This window comes from Microcoleus sp. F4-D5 (genome assembly GCF_036704885.1).
GTDB lineage: Bacteria > Cyanobacteriota > Cyanobacteriia > Cyanobacteriales > Microcoleaceae > Microcoleus.
This window is the reverse complement of record NZ_JAUBSX010000049.1, coordinates 1-22,110: the sequence shown is the minus strand read 5'-3', so window position 1 is coordinate 22,110 and position 22,110 is coordinate 1. Positions and strand designations below refer to the sequence as shown.

Sequence of the window (22,110 nt, the reverse complement as noted above, 5' to 3'; positions counted from 1 at the left end):
CAGAGCGCTTGTTAAAACGCCCGCTTCGCAATAATTGTGACCTTGTGTAAGTAGGTGCAGATATTTAAACAGAACTTACCCGAGAGTGGCTGAGGATGGATAAACTGGGGAATAATCCCCGTACCTGCTCTGGTTTGACTTCCTGATAGCGTCGCTTTGTTGTTATTTAATTTGAGCGATCGCTTTATGGCAAACTATAGTTGGATATTCCAATTAATTCAGATGCCAGGATGATAATTTTTACCTATAACTTGTTGCAACGAATAGGTTTAGGTAAATTTAGTAACATATTTGACTGTCGGAGTCTTACTCTTTTGATTTGCAACAACTTCCAGCCTTACTTTCGTTTTAGTTTACAAAATTTTTCGGGTCTGTTGCTGTGTGCCAAGAAGGATCTTCGGGATTAGATTAATTAATGTTCGTCAAGGAGTTGTGAGTCAGCTAAGACTCTAATTAAGCTAATTTAACTTTCAGGTTCGATCGACCGAAGCATTTGCGCGCCAAATCTCCAAGTTTAATCAGAGATTTTTGGGGCGCAAAGACTTCGCACGATTAATACTTTTACCAGAGGTTTCAATCTCTGAGTTCCAAGTCACAAAGCAGGCGAATTAGATGAGTTTGACAGCCCGCAGACCAAACATCAGCACTGTCGCCAAGCCGATCATGCCGCCAAAAATCCCAAAATAAGTTATTGCTCCGCTAAGAGTCATTGCAGTTTCTCCAAAACAATCAATAAAAAGACCTATAAGAACTATAATCTAAAATCTAATATCTAAATTAGATAAATATGCAATCGATAATTAAAGTTGACTTGGGCTCACAATCTTACAATATTTGCGTGCGATCGGGCGGCTTAGACGAACTCGGAAGTCTGATGGGCGATCTAAGTTTGGGCAAAAAAGTGCTGCTGGTGTCGAATCAGTCGATTTTTCGGCAGTACGGCGAAAGAGCAACAGCAGCCCTCGAATCGGCCGGTCTGGAAGTCAGTAGCTGCATTTTACCACCGGGAGAACAGTACAAAACTTTAAATTCGGTGCAGAAAATTTACGGTGCGGCTTTGGCAAACCGTTTAGAACGTTCCTCGACAATGGTGGCTTTGGGCGGCGGGGTGGTGGGCGATATGACGGGTTTTGCTGCGGCGACTTGGCTGCGGGGAATTAATGTCGTGCAAGTGCCGACTTCGCTGCTGGCGATGGTTGATGCTTCTATTGGCGGCAAAACGGGGGTAAATCATCCTTTAGGGAAGAATTTAATCGGGGCTTTTCACCAGCCGCGTTTGGTGTTAATTGACCCGGATGTACTCAAAACTCTGCCGGCGAGAGAGTTTCGTTCGGCGATGGCGGAAGTCATCAAGTACGGGGTAATTTGGGATGCTGAACTTTTCGGGAAGTTGGAGAAGTGCAAGCGTTTGGATCAAATGCGCTATGTGAAGGCGGATTTGTTGGCAGAAATTTTGAGTAGGTCTTGCCAAGCTAAGGCTGAGGTGGTCAGCAAAGACGAGAAGGAATCGGGTTTGCGGGCGATTTTGAATTACGGGCACACCATCGGTCATGCTGTGGAAAGTTTGACCAATTACAAGGCAATCAATCACGGGGAAGGAGTGGCTATCGGCATGGCTGCGGCCAGCCGCTTGGCTGTGGAGTTGGGAATGTGGGATGCTGAGTGCGATCGCCGCCAGTCTGCTTTGATTGAAAAAGCGGGTTTACCTGCCAAATTACCTGCGGGTGTGGATGTTGAGGAAATTTTGCATACTTTGCAACTCGATAAAAAGGTGCAGGATGGCAAGGTGCGGTTTGTGCTGCCCGTGCGCTTGGGTGAGGCCGCTGTGAGCGATCGGGTGGATGGAGATTTGATTTTACAAGTTTTGAAGGAAATGATTTAAATGCTCGTTTTTGGGGGTATTTAACCGCTGCTGAACCCTGATTGACGCCGATCGCCAAAGATGTTTTTTCTTTCAATGTGCGATCGGCGCTTGAGTTTACGACTCGCTCGACTGCGAATTAATTTCCTCCAAAATTTTATCTACTCTGTTAGCAGCTTGAGTTCTACCTTGCTTGATAAATAACTCCTTAGCTTTTTTGAGGCTGGCTACCGCCTCCGCTTGGTTTTCCTTGTCTCCTTGCTGGTACAAACCGACTCCTAAATTGTTTAAAGCATCGGGATATCGATCGTTAATTTTAACGGCTTGTCTCCACTGAACAATTGCCTCGGGCAACTGCCCCTGACTTGCCATCGCCACGCCTAAATCGTTGTGAGCTTTGGCGTGCTGCGGGTTGACTTCAATTGCTTTTTGGAATAGAACGATCGCATCGCTCATTTTACCTTGCCCCGACAGCATAGTTCCCAACTTGTAATAAGCATCGGCTTGTTTGGGATAGCGAGCGATTAGTTGTCGGTACAAAGTTTCGGCATTGACAGTATTTCCTTGACCGTAAAGGTCGTTGGCAGTTCTCAAACCCAGCGTGTAGCCTTTACCTACAACTTCGCATTTTTTCTCGGAGTTGCCTTGCTGCTTGCAAATCCTGAGTTCGTCTCCCTTCATTTCGTAGGACATAACTTCCCGAACGGCAGGCCCCCGGCGCGGTGGCTGCAAGTTCTGCGACTGCAAGTTTTGCTCCAGTTGCAGGGCGATTGGTTCAGCCCCTGCAGGTTGGGCCGCTGCGGCATTCCACATTCCTGCACCCACCAAAATGCTTGGGGCGATCCACCTCAAAGGTTTGAACAAGCGAAACTCTCGATCGTTTTTCATGTCTTTTGTGGAAACGTGTTGTTGATATCCTGGGTTTCACTAGCGCCGTAATAGTCGGAGCAGATCGGGGCCCACCAGATGAAATAGTTAGTTATTAACAGTCGAGATATTTTAGCACTGTGTGGCCGAGTTTGAGTTAAATTAGAGTAGAATTCCGATCGATTCTCAGTCAACCTTAGCAGGAAAATAGAAATGGGGCAGTCTATTCTTACCATGCTCTTTGCGCTCATCCTCGGCTACGCTGTTAACTCCAGCGTCAAAATAGTCAGCGGTGGCGACGAAGCTTTAGTGGAACGTTTGGGTCAATACAAGCGTACCCTCAAGCCAGGATTCCACTTTATCAGTCCCCTGGTCGAAAAAGTCGTCTGCGTGGACACAAGCCGTGAAAGAGTTTTAGACATTAAACCTCAGTCAGCAATCACGGGAGATAATGTGGCTCTAGAAGTCGATGCCGTTGTGTATTGGCGGGTTGTGAATTTACAGAAAGCTTATTATGGAATCGATCAAATTGAAAATGCGATCGCCAACTTAGTTTTAACGACGTTTCGCGCTGAAATTGGTCGATTGCCAATGCAAGACATCTTGGGTTCCCGAGATGACATGAATAAAAAGTTACTCAAGAAGTTGGACGAAGCTACTGAAACTTGGGGTGTCAAAGTAATTCGCGTAGAAATTCAAAGCATTACACCTCCGAAAAGGGTGCAAGAAGCTATGGAATTGGAGCGCGCCACTAAGAGCGAGTGGCAAGCAATGGTCAATAAGGCGATCGGCACTAAGGAGTACATGAGGCTCTTAGTTGAAGCTTTAGACTCTCATCCCAATAGCAAGCAAGTTTTGAATTACTTAGTAACCGAAAAATACTTAGAGGCTCAACAAAAACTCGGCGAGAGCGACAATGCCAAAATTCTGTTTATGGACCCGAAAAATATGTCAGAAGCTCTTAACAATTTGATGGATTCTATGCCTGATATAGACCAGCAGCCTCAGGGCGGAGAACTCCAACAAATCGAACAATCAACGACTCAAGATTGATTTCTGAAGATAGCGTCGGCAACCAGACAAACATCGTGCATTTCTCTGACATCGTGAACTCGCAAGATATCTGCTAAATTTGCGATCGCACCTGTACAAGCCGCCGCTGTCCCCCAAATTCTTTGTTTGGCTTCTGGCTGATTCAAAATGTGACCGATGAAGCTTTTTCGCGAGACTCCGACTAAAATCGGACAGTTTAAAACACCGAACTTTGGCAACTCTCGCAGAATTTCTAAGTTTTGATTGTAAGTCTTGGCAAAACCTATACCGGGGTCGATAATTATTTGAGATTTGTCAATCCCCGCAGCAACTGCCGCCGCAATTCTACTCTCTAAAAATTCCCCAATTTCCCCCATTAAATCGCTATAATCTGTGAGTTTTTGCATCGTCTGGGGAGTTCCCCGAATGTGCATCAAAATTATTGGCACTTTTAACTTAGCAACGGTTGACAGCATTTTCGAGTCAAAAGTTGCTCCGGAAATATCGTTAATTATATCAGCTCCCGCCTCTACCGCAGCTTTCGCAACCTGCGCTCTGGTAGTATCGACCGAAATAGGAACTGAGCCAAAAATATCGGCTTTTTGCCGCAGTATTTGTACCAGAGGTATAACGCGATCGATCTCTTCTGAAAAGGATATTTCCGCTGCACCGGGTCGAGTAGATTGACCGCCAATATCAATAATATCTACCCCCGATTTTACCATGTTTTCCGCTTGCGCTAGAGCAGATTCTCTGGCATAGAAATCTCCGCCGTCGCTAAAACTGTCAGGGGTAACGTTCAAAACGCCCATTAAATAAGTGCGTTTTCCCCACTCGAAAGCTTTATTTCTAATTGTAATTGTTCCGCTTTTAGCTGTCATTTGTCTGGGGGTGATGTGAAAGCCAGTCAATTACTTCTTCGGCATTGTGTTCAGGTGGAAATACAGGATAGAACACTTTTTCTATTCGCCCGTTTTCAACAATCAATGTTAGTCTTTTAATCAAAGTCATCGACTCAACCTCAAAAGTTGGCAACTGCAAACATTTCGTGAAAGCTAATTCTACATCGCTCAACAAATTAAATGGAAGGTGAAGCCGCCTAACGGCTTCTTGTTGATATTCGGTAGTTTGCGTACTCAAGCCAAAACACCCTGCACCAAGTGCTTGTAGCTCTTGGTAATGGTCTCGAAATGCACTCTTACTGGGGCGTGCAGCCTCTGGCTCCGGGAATTTCATTCCAACCTTTCGGGAGGTCTGCATCAGGTTTGCCAGTGCGTGGATAGCAGTACACAATAGTCTTGCCAGAAATGCTTCCCAAGTCAACAAAAATTCCCGCCGTTGACATCAGGGGAATTGAAGGAAGTTGCAAACCCAAAAGATGATTTGTTGCCCCATCATCCACTGGTAATGGTAGATTTTCGGGCAACTGGTACAGATTATCGGTCCTTGACATCAGAACTTCAGGGAGAGACTATTATCACAACTTACTGATAATTAACAATGCGTGAGAAGCTCGTAGCTTCCAAACTAGCACCGCCTACCAGAACCCCGTCAATCTCAGGCATCGCCATAACTTCATCAATATTCTCCGGTTTAACAGAGCCGCCGTACTGAATTGGCACGCCCGGATTAGTCAATTTACTGCGAATCAAACCAATAACTCGGTTAGCTTCCTTACTTTCGCAAGTATCGCCAGTGCCGATCGCCCAAATCGGCTCGTAAGCAATGACTAACTTTTCTTGGTCAACATCAACTAAATCTTTTGCCAACTGAGAAAAAATGTGAGCTTCAGTTTCGCCTGCATCTCGCTGCTGCTTGGTTTCCCCAACGCACAGAATCGGAATTAAACCGTATTTCTGAGCAGCTTTCAGCCTCAAATTTACGGTTTCGTCAGTTTCCCCAAAATATTGGCGTCGCTCGCTGTGGCCGATAATGACGTAAAGGACACCAAGTTCACTCAGCATTGGCCCGGAAATTTCCCCAGTAAAAGCTCCCGACTCTTGCCAGTGAACATTCTGAGCACCGAGTCTGATCCGGCTGCCGTGCAAATTTTTCGACAGGACAGCCAAGGAAGTGAAGGGAACGCAAAGCACGACTTCCCGTTCCTCTGGGGTTTCCGTCAGGCCAGACATGAATCTTTGAAGAAACTCTAGGGATTCTGCCCTAGTTTTGTACATTTTCCAGTTGCCAGCTATAACTATTTTGCGCACTATTTCTTTAATTCCTTGTCCTTACAACGCAATTTATAGTCTAAAGCTTTAGCGTACATTTCGATCCTTCATTGCCCAAACTCGATGCGAGCTTGCTCAACTAAGTCAACGGTGACAACTTCGGTTTCGGCTTCGCGGGCCAACTGCTCGATGCGGACGCGAGCTTGTCCCCGGACAAAATAGGGAATATTTTTTAGCTTAGCCTTGGCTTCAGCCGTCCATTTTAAATCATCTGAGAATTCGGAATCTGGCATGGCGTATCGGTCGATCGACTGCAAGCGGGTAGTTCTTTACTTTGAAAAACATCTCTCCGATCGTTGAATCTACCATGTTAAGGAACGATCGGCGCGATCGAGTTCTCGTTTGCAGCAGCAGCCCTCCGCAAAGCCGATTTGCAGCTACGAGTTGTTCCGCGCGCACCCTAACACCCTAGCGAGTCGAATCGTGACTGATATCAAGTCCGGGTTATAAACCCCCTCCATAAGACTAGGCGGTTGAAACCGCTCCTACACACACTTTCGTCCGTCTTCGCCGACTCAAGAATCAAAGCGGGTGTTAAAGCCGGACTTGGTATGAGCCATCTTTTGTCACTTCGGCGACTGTATAAAGCTAGGCAGCAACTAAATCTATAACTACTCTCTTCCTTAAAAATAATCCGAAAATCATTCATATAATAGATAGATTTGCACCCTCCTCGTCGCCCATAAAAAATTTACAACACTTCTACCCAAAGTCTAATTAAACCCTAATAAATCTAGAATTAAATAATCGGTATTGCTGGTTTACGGTATGCTTAAACTTTTCTCTAAAATTACAAAACTTACCCTCAATCAGGCTTATAGCTATTGGGAAATCTTGAATTCATATCTGCATTCAGCAAAGCCAAATTTACAGATACAATTGAGGATGACATTTTTTTATTAGCCCATGTACTGTTGAGATACCTAATCAGTGGCTTTTGCTGTTTTTGAGGTTTCCAGCTTCATCCGATCGCCACTTCTGCTGCGATCGTTTGTCAAAGCTCGCTCGGCGTTGTCAAAAATGTTTTACGCACCCAAAAATAATTAGATACCTACAAAAATTAGCGCGAGTTACCCGAGTTTCTCTATCCGAAAAAAAGCCAACCCAAACTCGTCATATCTTAGATGCTATGAGGAGTTTTATAACGCTTAAAAAATGGTTGATCAACTCTTCGATCGAGGATTTTCGGATTTTTTTATCGGCCAGTAGCTACAGATTTGGTTGCTGTCTAATCTTCTCTTGTCCCGAAGTGAGAAAGGAGGTACTATATGTGAGCAGGTTGAACCGATGATCGCGAAGACTCTTGCTGAAACAAGCGAGAAACTTTAAGCAGAGTGTGGGTGTTGGTTAAAGAAACCCGACGGTGCGTCGGATTTGGTTGCGGAAGCTCAGCTTGTGTATCATTTATGACATATTTACCAAATCTTTACTTTTGCATCCTAAATCTTAAAATATGTCAGCGTAATGTGTATCATTTATGACATATTTACCAAATGTTTACTTTGGCATCCTAATCTTAAAATATGTCAGCCTAAAATGTTGGCAGAAATTTAAGATACACCATGCACGATGACATATGTATCAATCATTAGAACAGTCAGCCATATCGACTACCGCATCTAGCGAACAGCCCTCTCTAATTCTCATTGTGGATGACGATCCCTTGATGCGTTTGCAACTTCGACTGTATTTACAGAAGGAAAAATACCGAGTGGCGGAAGCTAGTGATGGGTTGACAGGGCTAGCAGCTTATGAGGAAGCAGATCCAGACCTGATCCTGCTAGATGCAGTGATGCCCACTATGGATGGTTTTGCTTGTTGTCAAAAATTATCTGAAGTGCCTGAGAGCGATCGCCCACCTATTTTGATGATTACCAGCTTAGACGACAAAGAATCTGTCGATCGAGCGTTTGCAGCGGGAGCCGCTGACTATATCACTAAGCCGATTCACTGGGCCGTTCTGGGACAGAGAGTGCGACGCTTGATTCAGCAATTCCACCTGCAACAGCAACAAACCATACTTTACAAGCAGCTAGAAGCCGCCAATCGACAATTAAAATACCTAGCGTCAATTGACGGTTTGACTCAGATTGCCAATCGCCGTCAGTTTGACCAACAGCTAGAGGAGGAGTGGCGACGCATGACCAGGCAGCAAACTCCTTTGTCACTGATTTTGTGTGATATCGATTTCTTCAAGCATTACAACGATACTTATGGACATCAAGCAGGGGATGTATGTTTACAGCAAGTTGCCGCAGCTCTCAATACCAGTATTAATCGAGCGGGAGATTTAGTAGCACGTTATGGAGGTGAAGAATTTGTAGTGATTTTATCCGACACAGAGCTTGAGGGAGCTGTCCACATCGTTAAGCAAATGCAGGCTGGCATCCAAGCTTTAGCAATAGTCCATAAGAGTTCTCCGCATCATTGCATTACGCTCAGCTTTGGTATTACCAGTATGATTCCTACCCAAGAGAGCCTGCCAGAAAATTTAATTACTGCTGCCGATGCAGCACTTTATCAAGCCAAAGACCAAGGTCGCAATACTTTTTGTACCAAAATTAATACATTTAATGAATTCTACCCTTAAAGCAGAAGAATAACAACTAGACCGATCGTGATTGGGAATGATTCCTTATTAAAAGTTGAGCGAGAGATCGAGTCGTGAACGAGCAAGCCTTGATTGCTGATTAAAACCATGAATAATGCGTTGTACGAACTTCATAGAAATTTTCATGTAGAGAATCAGAGCTGCTCTACGACGCTTTTCTTATCAAAATCAGGTCATATTCAGCAACTAGCAATTATAGAAGTTTACGGGAGGGGCTAGCTCAATGCGTCATAAAAGATGGTTAGGTACGATCGCCCTTCTCACTGGTGCGGGTTTTCTGGGTAACTATTTCAGTTGGCCTCTTTTCTTTGGGGTTGATTTCCTCTTTGGCAGTATTGCAATACTGATTATTGCTTACTACTTCGGCTGGGGCTGGGGAGGTTTGACCAGTCTCATAGCAGGCAGCTATACTTATATCCTTTGGAATCATCCATACGCCACAATTATTTTGGTAATAGAGGCTCTGTTTGTAGGTGTTTTTTGCAAGCGCAAACATCCGAACCTCCTTTTATTTGATGGGCTTTACTGGTTCTTAATTGGAATGCCTCTCGTTTGGCTTTTCTACGGTCAAATGCTCCACATGGATGCGGCTCAAGTCCTGCTAGTTACGTGCAAACAAGCAGTCAACGGCATTTTTAATGCCTTAGTTGCCAGCTTTATCATTGTTTATGCACCCGTTGACAAACAGGTTGGTAGTTCAAAGAATAGCCATGCCCTCTCATTAAAACAAACTATTTTTCATCTGTTGGTTGCTTTTGTATTTATTCCAGGACTGCTCCTATTAGTTATTGATGGTAGATACTGGGTCGCTCAAATTCAGACGAATGTGCAAACAGAGTTACAAACAAACGGGAAAAATCTCAGTAGCGATGTATCTAGATGGTATCAGCGACATCTATTAGCTTTGAATACATTAGCTGAAAAATTAGTCAGTCCTGAATCCACTACTGCCGATCGAGCAATTCAATCATCCAAGCAACTGCAACAAGACATTAGCCAGATCGAGCAGTGGTTTCCAGATTTCGACAACATTTATGTGGCCGATTCATCTGGAAGAGTTTTAGCTGCCTCTTCTCCTTTAAATCAAACCCATCGGCAGTTGATCGAACAAAGCACCGAACATAAATCTCTAATGACCCTGGCTCAAAAGCGGTTGAAACCTTGGATGACTCCTATCCACACAGATTTATTAATTGACGAACCTCATGTAGGGTTGAACGTTCCCCTGCAACTTCAAGGTAATTTCCTTGGTTTGATCCGCGCTTCATTAGCATTGAGCAAGATCCAATCTCTATACATTTTCCAGAAAAACAGTCAGCAACTACGCATTACATTGCTAGATCAAAACAACCTAGTCATTGGGAGTAATCAATCCGATCCAAAGCTTTTGGACGCTGTTCAGCAGTCAAAAAATGGCAGCACTCGCACCTTAGAGGGAACCTTGCAGCAGTGGGTTCCTAGCAAGGGCAACTATCCGATGATCCGTTGGAAAAACTCTCTATACATACAGGAATTTACGATTACCCCTGAGCTGAACTGGAGATTACGCTTAGAAATTCCAGCAGCTCCCTATGTAGAAAATTTACAAAATCGCTACAGGATAGATCTGATTATTCTTCTCGTCATCACAATGTTGGCATTTTTGTTGGCAACGGTGGTTAGCGAACGACTGGTAAAGCCGTTATCCTTTTTAGCTCTTGCGACTACTGACTTACCCAACAAGCTTTCAGAAGAAACCTTTGAATGGAAACATAGTTCTGTTACTGAAATCAATGACCTTGCTAGAAATTTTCAATTGATGGCGATCGCGCTCAATCAAAAGTTTAGGGAGATTAAACACGCCAACGCTACATTAGAACAGCGGGTTCAAGAACGAACGCACAAATTATCCATAATCAATCGATCTCTGAAAGCTGAAATTAAGAGACGTAAACAAGCCGAAGCTGAACTAAGAACAAGAGAGGCGGCAATACGAGCTTTATATGAAGTGACTGCTACCCAAAATCTCAATTTTGAGCAGCGCATCCAAGCGTTGATTGACATGGGATGTCAGACGTTTGGGCTTGAATGTGGCATCTTGGCTCGCGTGCAAGATAATCGCTATGAGGTGATGGTGGCGCGATCGCCCGATCGAGTCTTGAAACCAGGTGATGTCTTTGATATTAACCAAACTTTGTGCTGTGAAACTTTGGACACAGATGAACCCCTAACCATCCAACATACAGGCACCTCAAAATCGCGTTGCCATCCTGCCGATCGTACCCTTGGCATGGAAGCTTATATTGGGACACGAGTTTTAGTTGCAGGCCAAGTCTACAGTACCCTTAGCTTTTCTAGTAAATCTCCCCGTGCACAGAGGTTTAAATCTGCCCATGTGGAATTACTGAAACTGATGGCTCAGTGGATTGGTAGTGAAATCGAACGGCATCAAGCAGAAGCAGCCTTGCAAGCTAGCGAACAACGGTGGCAACTCGCCCTGCGCGGCAGTAACGATGGGGTATGGGATTGGAACGTCAACACCAATGAAGTATTCTTGTCGGCTCGCTGGAAAGAGATGTTGGGCTATCAGGAGCATGAAATCCCGAATCACTTAGATGAATGGAGTAAGCGAATTCATCCAGATGATATCGGATGGGTGATGCAAGCAATTCAAGATCACTTTCAGCGCCAAACTCCCTTTTATATTACAGAACATCGAGTGCTTTGCAAGGATGGGAGCTACAAATGGATTTTGGCTCGAGGTCAGGCGCTTTCGGATGAAGCGGGCAGAGTTGTCCGTATGACTGGTTCTCAGAGCGATATTACCAACCGCAAAAAGTTAGAGCAGGAAATTCAAGCCAGAGAGCAATTATTGAATGCTTTCTTTAAAGGAGCTTCCCTGGCAGGAGTAGGGCTTTGCATTCACGATCGACAGTTTCGATTTTTACAAATCAATGAGGCACTGGCTGCAATCAATGGTCAGTCCGTGGAGGCTCATTTAGGCAAGACCACCGATGATATTTTGGGGGAACTTGCTCCTGGCATGAATGCACTGTTACAAGAGGTTTTAACGACTGCACAACCTTCCATCAACTTGGAAGTGAGTGGAAAGGTAGCAAGCCAAACGAATATCAAGCGCTACTGGTTAGCTTCTCACTTCCCCATTTTCAAGGATACAGACCAGCCTGTAGCGGTGGGTTGCATTCTGATTGAAATTAGCTCTCGCAAACGAGCCGAAGCGGAACTGCAACAAATGAGTGCGGCGCTAGAAAATGCCGTGGCAGGCATTTCTCGACTCGATACTCAAGGACGCTATATCTTCGTTAACGGCACTTATGCTACCCTCAGCGGCTATCAGCCGGAGGAAATGCTAGGGATGGAGTGGCAAAGAACGGTTCATCCTGAAGATATTGAGAAAATGGTGGCTGCTTATCAGCAGATGTTGAGAGATGGCAGAGTAGAAGTGGAAGCTAGAGGGATGCGAAAAAATGGCTCCAGCTTCTACAAACAACTGGTGATGGTCTCTGCTTACGACGAGCAAAATGTCTTTGTGGGGCATCACTGCTTCATGAAGGATATTACCGATCGCAAGCAGGCAGAAGAAGCACTGCAGCGACAGTTGCAAAAAGCCCTACTGCTGAAGCAAATTACCCAAGAAATTCGTCAAAGCCTCAATGCTCAGCAGATATTTGAAACGGCGGCTGTTCAAATTGGGCAAGCTTTTGGCGTCAGTCGCTGCTTAATTCGCACATACCTCGACAATCCGCAGCCTCAGTTTCCTGTTGTTGCAGAGTATCTAGCACCCGGATCTGCCCCCAGCGGGGAGCATGACATTCTGACGGTCTGTCCTGCATATACAAAACAGTTGATGGCTGGGGATGAAGCGATCGCCTCCCCGGATGTCTATTGCGAATCACTGCTCACCTGTGCTGAGTCAATTTGTCACAGCCTCAACTTGAAATCCAAATTAGCAATCCGTACTTCTTATCAAGGAGAACCGAATGGTGCCATTTGTCTGCACCAGTGCGATCGCTACCGTGATTGGACTGCCGATCGAGTCGAGTTGCTAGAATCAGTGGCGGCTCAAGTAGGAATTGCCTTAGCTCAAGCCAAATTACTAGAGCAAGAAACTCGACAGCGAGAAGAATTAACTCTGAAAAACTTTGCTTTAGAGCAAACTAGACAGGAAGCAGAAGCAGCGAGCCGAGCCAAAAGTGAGTTTCTGGCGATGATGAGCCATGAAATCCGCACTCCGATGAATGCGGTTATTGGGATGACGGGACTGCTGCTGGATACAGAACTCAAGGCTCAACAGCGAGACTTTATCGAGACGATTCGCAATAGTGGAGATACCCTCCTGAGCATCATCAACGACATCCTGGACTTCTCCAAAATTGAGTCGGGCAAACTAGAGCTAGAAATGCACCCCTTCAGCTTGAGAGATTGCATAGAAGGTGCGATCGACCAACTTGCAGTTAAAGCAGATGAGAAGGGGATTGAGTTGGGCTACCTGATCCACCCTCAGACTCCTAATTTGATTTTGGGTGATGTCACCCGTCTCCGTCAGATTCTAGTTAACTTGCTCAACAATGCGATTAAGTTTACCGAAACTGGGGAAGTTACCATTTCGGTGCAAGCCTCTTTAGTTGATTCTGACAAAACGATTTCTGGGCCGGGGAACTTGCCAGAAAGCTTGTATGAAATCCAGTTTGCCATTCAAGACACAGGTATTGGCATTCCAGCCAACCGCCTCGATCGACTGTTCAAGTCTTTTAGTCAAGTAGATGCTTCGACGACTCGGCAGTATGGCGGGACGGGTTTAGGTCTGGCGATCAGTAAGCGACTGAGTGAAATGATGAACGGCATGATGTGGGTTGAGAGCTCCGGCTACGTCGGAGGAACCCCTTCACCAAAATGGCAACCCGCTAAGCCTCATCGAGCCGCAATGGGTTCCACCTTCTACTTCACGATTGTGGCATCCTCTCTTGCTACTGAGTTATCCGAACCGATGGAAATGTTACCAGAACTATCTGGCAAGCGTTTATTAATCGTGGACGATCTGCCCACTAACCGACAAATTCTGACGTTGCAAGCCCAGACTTGGGGGATGCAGATTCGCGCTGCCCAATCGGCGGTGGAAGCGCTCAACTGGCTTGAGAATGGAGAAACGTTTGATGTCGCTATTTTAGATATGCAAATGCCACAAATGGACGGCCTCACACTCGCCTCAGCCATCCACCAGCATCCTAAGTGCCACCGTTTACCCCTCGTGTTGCTGACTTCTATAGGCAAACCCGAAGCAAGTGCTTCAGCGCTGTCGGCCCACTTTGCGGCTTGTTTAACCAAACCCATCAAACAATCCCAGCTCTATCAAATACTGATCCATGTGCTACAAGCTCAACCGAAAAAAGTTCAACAACAGCTTTCTATATCTGTTCAGGATGATATTAAACTAGCCCAGAGACTCCCACTGCGAATTCTGTTAGCAGAGGATCATCTGGTGAATCAGAAGGTGGCACTGCTGCTGTTAGAGCGTTTGGGATACCGGGCCGATATTGCCGCCAATGGATTAGAAGTCTTGGAAGCCCTGCATCGCCAGCCTTATGATGTGGTGCTGATGGATGTACAAATGCCAGAGATGGATGGACTAGAAGCCAGCCGCCGTATTAGTGACGAGTGGCCTGCTGATGCTCGTCCCTGGATTATTGCCATGACGGCGAATGCCATGCAGGGCGATCGCCAGCTTTGTCTTGATGCTGGCATGAATGACTATATCAGTAAACCGATTCGAGTAGAGGCTCTGATTCAAGCGCTGAGTCAGTGTCAAGCCAACCCGGAACAGCAGCAGGCCCAAAAGGAGGAATCAGATAGCTACCAGCCAGAAATTGATGTGCCAGCGGTTAATCTCACAGAACTGGAAGCCTTTTGCAGCAGCATCGATCGAGATTCAACCAAGATTTTGAGCTTGCTGGCGAACTGCTACTTTGAGGAAGCCGTAAAGTTGCTGCAAGCTATGAAATTAGCGATCGCCCAAGCGGATACTCAAGCCCTAAACCGAGCGGCTCATACCCTCAAAGGCAGTAGCGCGAACCTAAGCGCGCCCCATCTGGCCCAGCTTTGTGGCACGTTAGAAGTGATGAGTACCTCTGGTGAACTCGATCGAGCCTCACCCCTATTGGCTCAAATCGAGGCTGAGTACGATCGTGTCAAGAATACTCTCCAACAAGAACTACAAAAGATTAGCGTTTAGAGCCTCCTCCTTCGCTTGACGGCTTTAGTTTTCTTTGTTATGAAGACATGAAAACTTTTTAAAAGTTGCCAATTTTCATCTCAATAGTATGGTATATTAGTGCAGTAAAAGATTGGGTCTTGCTTCACCTAAAAAAAAGTTCAACTTCCTATGACTCTCCTTTAATGAAGCAAGATGGATGATGACTAACGACTAACGACTGACGACTAATGACTGCTGTCGGAGCGGAATCTCGATCGCAAACTCAGTACCTTTCCCCAATTCCGAATTGCATTCTAAAACGCCGCCGTGTTTCTCAACCACAATTTGGTAACTAATTGAGAGTCCCAACCCAGTACCTTTTCCCACCGGCTTAGTCGTGAAAAAAGGGTCAAATATGCGTTGTCTCATAGATTCCGAAATTCCAGAACCGCTGTCAGAAATCCGAATCACCGCGCTAGGAACAGTGCCATTAAGTTGACCGAGAGCAGTAGAGATTTTAATTTGAGGAATCACAGATGGGCGATCGACCAACTTGGCAGATTCCAAAGCATCGATCGCATTCCCGATTACATTCATAAACACCTGATTCAACTGTCCAACATAACACTCAACCAGAGGCAAATTACCGTATTCTTTAACTAGCACAATACTTGCATTATCCGAATTAGATTTCAGCCTGTGCTGCAAAATTAACAGCGTGTTATCGAGCCCTTCGTGAATATCAACCGCCTTCATTTGACTTTCGTCAAGACGAGAGAAATTCCTCAAAGACAAAACTATTTGACGGATGCGATCGGCTCCCACCTTCATAGACAATAGCAACTTAGGCAAATCTTCTCGTAGAAATTCCAAGTCAATAGCTTCTGCCAATTCGCTAATTTCAGGACTAGAATCCGGATATTGCTGCTGGTAAAGTTCCAACAAACTCAGCAAGCTATCAGTATATTCAGTAGCGTGATTGAGATTGCCATAAATAAAATTAACTGGATTGTTTATTTCGTGAGCAATGCCAGCCACCAGTTGCCCCAAACCAGACATTTTTTCAGTCTGAATCAATTGAGATTGAGTTTGCTGCAAATCCTTTAAGTTTTGAGCAATTTGTTCTGCTTGGCGTCTGGTTTGAGCCAGCAAATCTGCTTGTTGGATAGCTACGCCTAACTGATTAGCAATCTGAGCTAAAAAGTTAACTTCTGAACTTTCCCAACTGCGGGTTCCAGAATGTTGATATGCTGTCAGCAAACCCCAAAGTTCTTGTCCTACAAAAATCGGCGCTATTGCATAAGCCTTCACCTGAAATTGCTCTAAAATACCGACAACACACTCCGAGTGACCAGCTTTATCTATATCGTCAACGGCTAGAGTTTCATTATTGAGATACCTGCCGCCTCGGTTTTCCTGCAAATAAGTATCTTGCCAAATCGTATTGATACCTTCCCCTACCATTTTTATCCAGCCATCTTTCACAAACTCGGCAATATATTCGCCGCCCCAATCAGGGTTAAAGCGATAGACAGCAATTCTATCGACTTGCATAAACTGACAAACTTCTTGGGTTGCAGTCTTGAAAATCGCGTTGATATCGAGAGATTCTCGAATCTTGGCTACCACTTCAAACAGTATCCGCTGTTGCTCTGCTACCAACTGCATATTAATTGTTTGCTGCCGCGTTTGAGCGAGCAAATCTGCTTGTTCTAATGCTACGCTCAACTGAGATCCGACTTGCGTAGCAAACTGGATTTCCGAAGTAGTCCAATTGCGCGAACCGTCGCACTGGTGTACGCACAGCAACCCCCAAAGTTCGCTCCCATTCATCAGCGGCATAATCACCTGAGCTCTAATCTGAAATTCAGCTAAAATAGCAGCGTGGCAGTCTGAGAGTTCCCCGCTGTCGGTGTCTGCCAGCACTTGAATGTGTCCCTGACTGTATTTATTCGCATAATTTTGACCAAAACATCGATCGCGAATTTTCACATCCATTGCCGAACGAAAACCTGGCAAAACATCTTCAGTAATAAATTCGCCTTCATTAAAATTGGAACCTGGCTCAAAGCGATAAACAACAACTCTGTCTGCCTTTAAAATCCGGCGCATTTCAGTAGTTGTCGTGCGAAAAATTGTATCTAAATCAAGAGATTGTCGAATTTTAGCAACTACCTCAAATAGTATCCGCTGCTGATCTGCTGCCCGCTGCAACTCAACTGCTTGTTGTTTGGTTTGAGCGAGCAAATCTGCTTGTTCTAGGGCGATGCTGAGCTGAGCTGAAATTTGGGTAGCAAACTTGATTTCAGAAGATTCCCAATTGCGGGCAGCCGAACACTGGTGCACGCACAGCAACCCCCAAAGGTCTTTGCCTTTCATCACCGGTGCAACTAAACTAGCTTTGACCTGAAATTGCTCCAATAGTTGCTCGTAGCAATCTTGCAGTCCGGCCTGTCTAATGTCGGACATTGTGTGAACTCGTCCCTGAGAGTAGAGGTTGGCGTACTTTTCTCCAAAGCAGCGATCGTGCACTTTGACTGCCATTGCTGACACAAAATTTGGCAAAACATCTTCGGCAACAAATTCGCCTTCGTTAAATTCCGAGGCGGGAGCGAAGCGGTAAATCCCAACTCGCTCTGCATTTAAAGCCTGCCGTACTTCCTGGGACATCGTGCTAAAAATTTTGTTCAAGTCGAGCGAGCGTCGCATTTTTACCACGACTTCAAACAGCACTCGCTGCTGTTTCGTTAACTGCTGTAATTGAGCAGTCCGAGCTTGAACTTTATTTTCTAAATTGGTGTTAAGTGCGTCTATTTTTTGGTGAAGTTGCCAGTGGTTAATTGCATTAGCAAAGTGGCTGCCCAAAGTTTGCATTAATTCAATTTCTTCAGTCTTCCATTCGCGAATTTGAGCAGTTTTTGACTCTTTCCACGCTTCAAAAGATATCCGAGATTGGACGAGCCGACCGTCACCATCAAACTGTCCTGCCCAGAGAGTTTCTGTGTCAAATTCTTCTCTAAAAATGCTCAAGTAACCGAATATTTGTTGGCGGCTTCTGAGCGGTACGATTAAAATGCTGCGAATTTTGGTCGATCGAAAAGCAGGTTGCAAGCTTCTCAAATTGCTAATTTGGTACAAGTCGGGAATTGCCCAAAACTGTTGCTCGCCGGATTTAAAATATTCGTGCCAGACGCTGTATTGCTCCAACTGCTGGTATTTTGCTGAATTTTGCATCTTCGGCCCTGAGCCGCAAGTGTAGACTTGAAGTGTTCGAGTGGAATTGTCTGAGTAGGGCACTGAACTCGCGACCTTGCTGTTGTCGAAAATGAAGGGTCTGGAGAAAATGCACAGCCTGCCGCCGGCTGCGTCTAGTGCAGCTACAGATTCTGCCAAAGCTGTTTGCACTTCAATCGCCGGCTGGGAGTGAAGGGCTGCGGCGACGCGGTTGACGGCAGCTTCCCGCTGGGCTTTCGCTTGGGCTCGGGCGAGGAGGGTGGATTGGGCTATGGCGACGCCGAGCTGATCTGCTACCATCTGAACGCCTTGCAGTTCGTGTTCTTGCACGCTTCGGGACTCGGAGTGGTGAGATACCAACAACCCCCAGAATTTTGCACCGTGAAAAATTGGTACTACCAAGGAAGCCTTGACGCCGAGTGCGCTCAAGTATTCAGCGTGGCAGGGGTCGATCGGGCGAAAGCGCACTTCGTCGGGCAGCAGTTGGCCCGAAACCGCATCGCGGCGGGGACTTTGCCCTAGCAGCCCGGAATCTATATCGACGATCGATCGCACCTGTACTTGCGCGAACAGTTCCCGGGCTTGAGGGGGAATATCGTCTGCTGGAAAATGCAATCCCAATAGGGATGGCAAGCGGTTGCCGTTAATTGATTCGGCAATCACTTCACCGCTGCCGTCGCTATGAAACTTGTAGATTTTTACTCTGTCTGTTCCCAAGAACGATTGAACTTCCGCGGCTGTTGCGCTCAGAATTTCTGGCAGTTCTAGAGAGCGGCGAATCCGGTTGGCAATGCGATCGAGCAAATTTGCTCGATCGTAACTCACCTTGACATTTTGGATTTTTAATGAGTCCATTATTAATCTTTTGGTTTCCCAGCTATAACAGTAAGCGGCTGAGGAGTTTTGTGCGTGTTACAAAATTCGGCCAGCACAGCCATTTAATAACATATGAATATCCTGAGGGCGATGGTCGATTAGTTTTGCACCGCTAGCGAGCTGCCTTCAAACTGCAACTTCTTATGGCAACTTTCAATTCAGTGGGATTAAAACTTTTGTCCTTTAAATATAAACTTTGTAGAGCCTGCGTTGCAACCTCTCTACCCGAACTAATTAAAATTGTCAAGTTTCAATACTTACAGACTCATTAACCGACACCGATGAATATCGCGCCAAAATATCTCATGCAAATCCGGCTTAAATACCCCCTCGATCTGGCTTGTCTGCGGAGGCAGACGAAAGTTTGTAGAGTAGAGGTTTCAATCGCCGAATCATAAAAGGGGTAGCTTTCCCCGGATTTGGTATCAGTCCTGGAGATTGACTGAATTGCCAAAAAGTTTACAAAAGTTGGTCATACTTAACTTGACTGATTAACATTCTCGGCGGTATGATTACCGGAATCCCTAAAAAGGCTTAATTATCAGGTTTGTAAACCGAGCGTGCAAGTCAAAAATGACCAGCCTGTTAAAACGTCGAACGGGAGTCCGCGTTTCGTTAAATTGGTTGAAAATAGTGGATGACTCATGGCTAAAAGCTTCAACTAAGATTAATTAAATTACGGCGTTGCTCCACCCGAATTAACGTCTGCGGACAAGAATGAGCCGACTCCCTTGGATGAAACAGGAAGCAGACCCTTCAAAAGTCATTCTGATTGAATGGTGAAACTTAAATAAGTTTAGCCAAGTTTTGTGCAGCAGACAAACGCTCTCTCAGAGAGCAGCTTACTCTTAGGGCTTGAATGATCTGAAAGAAACAGTATCTAATTCAAAAGGTTGAGTCAGAAACCGGGTTTCTGCGTCTGGGATTGGATATGCTGTTAACCGGCGAGCCAGAAAGGTCGATGAATCGACAATCCGCAGCTTTTTCCAGATTTTACAGATATTGGATCGAAAAAAGGCTCCTGCCGTTAAGCAGGAGCCTTTTTCAACTAGACAATCAAATCAGAAATAAATTCGATCGATTAGTCTAAGTTTGGCATAGAAAGTACCGCTTCATTTTCGCGATCGATACCCTTCTCAAAGCCAGCAACAGCAGCGCGAGCGCGACCCGCGTGCCACAAGTGGCCGACCAAGAAGAAGAAACCCATCACAAAGTGGAAACAGGCCAGCCAAGAACGAGGAGAAGTGAAGTTAAACGAGTTAACTTCAGTCGCCACACCGCCCACAGAGTTCAAAGAACCCAAAGGAGCGTGAGTCATGTACTCAGCCGCGCGGCGAGCTTGCCAAGGCTGAATGTCATTCTTGATTTTGTTCAAGTCCAAACCGTTAGTACCGCGCAATGGTTCCAACCAAGGGCCTTGGAAATCCCAGAAACGCATCGTTTCACCGCCGAAAATGATTTCGCCAGTAGGAGAGCGCATCAGGTATTTACCCAGACCGGTGGGGCCTTGTGCAGAACCGACGTTAGCACCCAAGCGTTGGTCGCGGATCAGGAAGGTCAAAGCTTGCGCTTGAGAAGCTTCCGGGCCCGTCGGGCCGTAGAATTCGCTGGGGTAAGCAGTGTTGTTGAACCAGACAAAGCAGCAAGCGATGAAGCCCATCAGGGACAAAGCGCCTAAGCTGTAGGACAGGTAAGCTTCGCCAGACCAAATTAAGGCGCGGCGAGCCCAGCCGAAAGGCTTGGTCAAAATGTGCCAAACACCGCCAGCGATACAAATCAGGCCGAGCCAGATGTGACCGCCGATGATGTCTTCCATGTTGTTGACGCTGACTATCCAGCCTTCGCCACCAAAAGGAGAGCGAGTCAAGTAGCCAAAAATCACAGCCGGGTTGAGAGTGGGGTTGGTGATAATACGCACGTCGCCGCCGCCTGGAGCCCAAGTGTCATAGACACCGCCGAAGAACATGGCCTTAGCCACCAGCAGCAAGCAACCGCCACCCAACAAAATCAGGTGGTAGCCGATGATATTGGTCATCTGGTTCTTGTCTTTCCAGTCGTAGCCGAAGAACGAAGAGTATTCTTCGAGAACTTCCGGGCCGCGAACGGCGTGATAAATGCCGCCCAAACCGAGAACAGCAGATGAAATCAAGTGAAGAACGCCGACTACGAAGAAGGGGAAGATATCCGTGACTTCACCGCCGGGGCCGACGCCCCAACCCAAAGTAGCGATGTGGGGCATCAAGATTAAGCCCTGTTCGTACATGGGCTTTTCTGGGATAAAGTGAGCGACTTCAAACAAAGTCATTGCCCCTGCCCAGAAAACGATCAAGCCAGCGTGAGCGACGTGAGCGCCCAGCAGTTTGCCGGAGAGATTGATCAAACGAGCGTTGCCAGACCACCAAGCGAACCCAGAGGATTCTTGGTCGCGACCGCTTACGTAAGAATTAGAGAGCGTTACCACGCGGTAGAACCTCCAACGATTTTAGATTTTGGATTTTGGGTTTTTTTGTTCCCCAGTAGGGCACGGGAGTACCGCGCCTGCGCCGGGGAATAGGGATTTGGATTTCAATTTCAATTTAAAAATATTAAATTAATCTGAAATCCAAATCCTGATTTTTTTAAAGTGCGTTACCGCGAGGCAGAACTTCTTCAGGGAAGATGAAGTTTTCGTGGGGTTGGTCAGTAGGAGCCATCCAAGCACGAATGCCTTCGTTAAGCAGAATGTTCTTAGTGTAGAACGTTTCAAACTCAGGATCTTCAGCAGCGCGCAATTCTTGCGATACGAAGTCGTAGGCGCGCAGGTTTAATGCTAAACCGACGATGCCAATGGAGCTCATCCACAAGCCTGTGACGGGTACGAACAGCATGAAGAAGTGCAACCAGCGCTTGTTGGAGAAGGCAATTCCGAAGATTTGCGACCAGAAGCGGTTGGCTGTGACCATACTGTAGGTTTCTTCTGACTGAGTTGGGTTGAAGGCGCGGAAGGTGTTAGCACCGTCGCCGTCTTCAAACAAGGTGTTTTCTACGGTGGCACCGTGGATGGCGCACAGCAGCGCGCCGCCCAAGATGCCTGCAACGCCCATCATGTGGAACGGGTTGAGGGTCCAGTTGTGGAAGCCTTGCAGGAATAGCAAAAAGCGGAAAATTGCTGCGACCCCGAAGCTGGGGGCGAAGAACCAGCCTGATTGACCCAAGGGGTAAAGCAGGA

General features: G+C 46.1%; 13 protein-coding genes and 1 pseudogene. 4 read left to right on the top strand and 10 right to left on the bottom strand.

Annotation, left to right across the window (positions count from 1 at the left end; all coding sequences use genetic code 11):
- Positions 1-608: 608 nt before the first annotated feature.
- A complete protein-coding gene (petL, locus tag QUA80_RS21190) occupies positions 609-710 on the bottom strand; it encodes a cytochrome b6-f complex subunit PetL (RefSeq protein ID WP_006633742.1) in 102 nt (33 codons plus the stop codon).
- Between the two features lie 77 nt (positions 711-787).
- Between petL and aroB the strand changes: the two genes are divergently transcribed.
- Positions 788-1,882: a 3-dehydroquinate synthase gene (aroB, locus tag QUA80_RS21185; RefSeq protein ID WP_333427060.1), complete on the top strand. Its 1,095-nt coding sequence runs from the start codon at positions 788-790 to the stop codon at positions 1,880-1,882.
- A 96-nt stretch (positions 1,883-1,978) separates the two neighbouring features.
- On the opposite strand, the gene QUA80_RS21180 is transcribed toward aroB, so the two are convergent.
- Positions 1,979-2,749: a tetratricopeptide repeat protein gene (locus QUA80_RS21180; RefSeq protein ID WP_333427059.1), complete on the bottom strand. Its 771-nt coding sequence runs from the start codon at positions 2,747-2,749 to the stop codon at positions 1,979-1,981.
- Positions 2,750-2,941: 192 nt separating this feature from the next.
- On the opposite strand from QUA80_RS21180, the gene QUA80_RS21175 reads away from it, so the two are divergent.
- A complete protein-coding gene (locus tag QUA80_RS21175; protein ID WP_333427058.1) occupies positions 2,942-3,781 on the top strand; it encodes a stomatin-like protein in 840 nt (279 codons plus the stop codon).
- On the opposite strand, the gene folP is transcribed toward QUA80_RS21175, so the two are convergent.
- From folP to QUA80_RS21150, 5 genes are all read right to left on the bottom strand, one after another.
- Positions 3,772-4,641: a dihydropteroate synthase gene (gene folP, locus QUA80_RS21170; RefSeq protein WP_333427057.1), complete on the bottom strand. Its 870-nt coding sequence runs from the start codon at positions 4,639-4,641 to the stop codon at positions 3,772-3,774. The two genes, QUA80_RS21175 and folP, sit on opposite strands and share 10 nt — an antisense overlap.
- Positions 4,631-4,996: a peroxiredoxin gene (locus tag QUA80_RS21165; protein WP_333427056.1), complete on the bottom strand. Its 366-nt coding sequence runs from the start codon at positions 4,994-4,996 to the stop codon at positions 4,631-4,633. Before QUA80_RS21165 ends, folP begins: the two co-directional genes overlap by 11 nt.
- The gene (locus QUA80_RS21160; RefSeq protein ID WP_333427055.1) at positions 4,959-5,213 is read right to left on the bottom strand and encodes a hypothetical protein; all 255 of its coding nucleotides are present in this window, start codon (positions 5,211-5,213) and stop codon (positions 4,959-4,961) included. Before QUA80_RS21160 ends, QUA80_RS21165 begins: the two co-directional genes overlap by 38 nt.
- A gap of 31 nt (positions 5,214-5,244) precedes the next feature.
- Complete coding sequence (gene tpiA / locus QUA80_RS21155; RefSeq protein ID WP_445302275.1) at positions 5,245-5,970, bottom strand: triose-phosphate isomerase; 726 nt, start codon at positions 5,968-5,970, stop codon at positions 5,245-5,247.
- Positions 5,971-6,038: 68 nt separating this feature from the next.
- Positions 6,039-6,224, bottom strand: a complete 186-nt coding sequence (locus QUA80_RS21150; protein WP_333240751.1) for a PCP reductase family protein — start codon at positions 6,222-6,224, stop codon at positions 6,039-6,041.
- Positions 6,225-7,567: 1,343 nt separating this feature from the next.
- On the opposite strand from QUA80_RS21150, the gene QUA80_RS21145 reads away from it, so the two are divergent.
- Entirely contained in the window at positions 7,568-8,581 is a 1,014-nt protein-coding gene (locus tag QUA80_RS21145; protein ID WP_333427053.1) for a PleD family two-component system response regulator, read from the top strand.
- 244 nt (positions 8,582-8,825) lie between these two features.
- Positions 8,826-14,831, top strand: coding sequence for a response regulator (locus QUA80_RS21140; RefSeq protein WP_333427052.1), 6,006 nt, complete (start codon positions 8,826-8,828; stop codon positions 14,829-14,831).
- A 192-nt stretch (positions 14,832-15,023) separates the two neighbouring features.
- On the opposite strand, the gene QUA80_RS21135 is transcribed toward QUA80_RS21140, so the two are convergent.
- The 3 genes and pseudogenes from QUA80_RS21135 to QUA80_RS21125 form a co-directional block, all read right to left on the bottom strand.
- Entirely contained in the window at positions 15,024-18,881 is a 3,858-nt protein-coding gene (locus tag QUA80_RS21135) for a GAF domain-containing protein (RefSeq protein WP_333427051.1), read from the bottom strand.
- 1,102 nt (positions 18,882-19,983) lie between these two features.
- Positions 19,984-21,363 (bottom strand): photosystem II reaction center protein CP43, encoded by a 1,380-nt coding sequence (gene psbC / locus QUA80_RS21130; protein WP_333427050.1) that lies wholly within the window; start codon positions 21,361-21,363, stop codon positions 19,984-19,986.
- Between the two features lie 157 nt (positions 21,364-21,520).
- A pseudogene (locus tag QUA80_RS21125) lies at positions 21,521-22,110 on the bottom strand (photosystem II D2 protein (photosystem q(a) protein)); the annotation flags it as partial.

Bases quoted from the DNA above. Each gene is read 5' to 3' on its own strand.
- petL (WP_006633742.1), bottom strand. From the start codon at position 710: ATGACTCTTAGCGGAGCAATAACTTATTTTGGGATTTTTGGCGGCATG.
- aroB (WP_333427060.1), top strand. From the start codon at position 788: ATGCAATCGATAATTAAAGTTGACTTGGGCTCACAATCTTACAATATT.
- QUA80_RS21180 (WP_333427059.1), bottom strand. From the start codon at position 2,749: ATGAAAAACGATCGAGAGTTTCGCTTGTTCAAACCTTTGAGGTGGATC.
- QUA80_RS21175 (WP_333427058.1), top strand. From the start codon at position 2,942: ATGGGGCAGTCTATTCTTACCATGCTCTTTGCGCTCATCCTCGGCTAC.
- folP (WP_333427057.1), bottom strand. From the start codon at position 4,641: ATGACAGCTAAAAGCGGAACAATTACAATTAGAAATAAAGCTTTCGAG.
- QUA80_RS21165 (WP_333427056.1), bottom strand. From the start codon at position 4,996: ATGAAATTCCCGGAGCCAGAGGCTGCACGCCCCAGTAAGAGTGCATTT.
- QUA80_RS21160 (WP_333427055.1), bottom strand. From the start codon at position 5,213: ATGTCAAGGACCGATAATCTGTACCAGTTGCCCGAAAATCTACCATTA.
- QUA80_RS21150 (WP_333240751.1), bottom strand. From the start codon at position 6,224: ATGCCAGATTCCGAATTCTCAGATGATTTAAAATGGACGGCTGAAGCC.
- QUA80_RS21145 (WP_333427053.1), top strand. From the start codon at position 7,568: ATGTATCAATCATTAGAACAGTCAGCCATATCGACTACCGCATCTAGC.
- QUA80_RS21140 (WP_333427052.1), top strand. From the start codon at position 8,826: ATGCGTCATAAAAGATGGTTAGGTACGATCGCCCTTCTCACTGGTGCG.
- QUA80_RS21135 (WP_333427051.1), bottom strand. From the start codon at position 18,881: ATGGACTCATTAAAAATCCAAAATGTCAAGGTGAGTTACGATCGAGCA.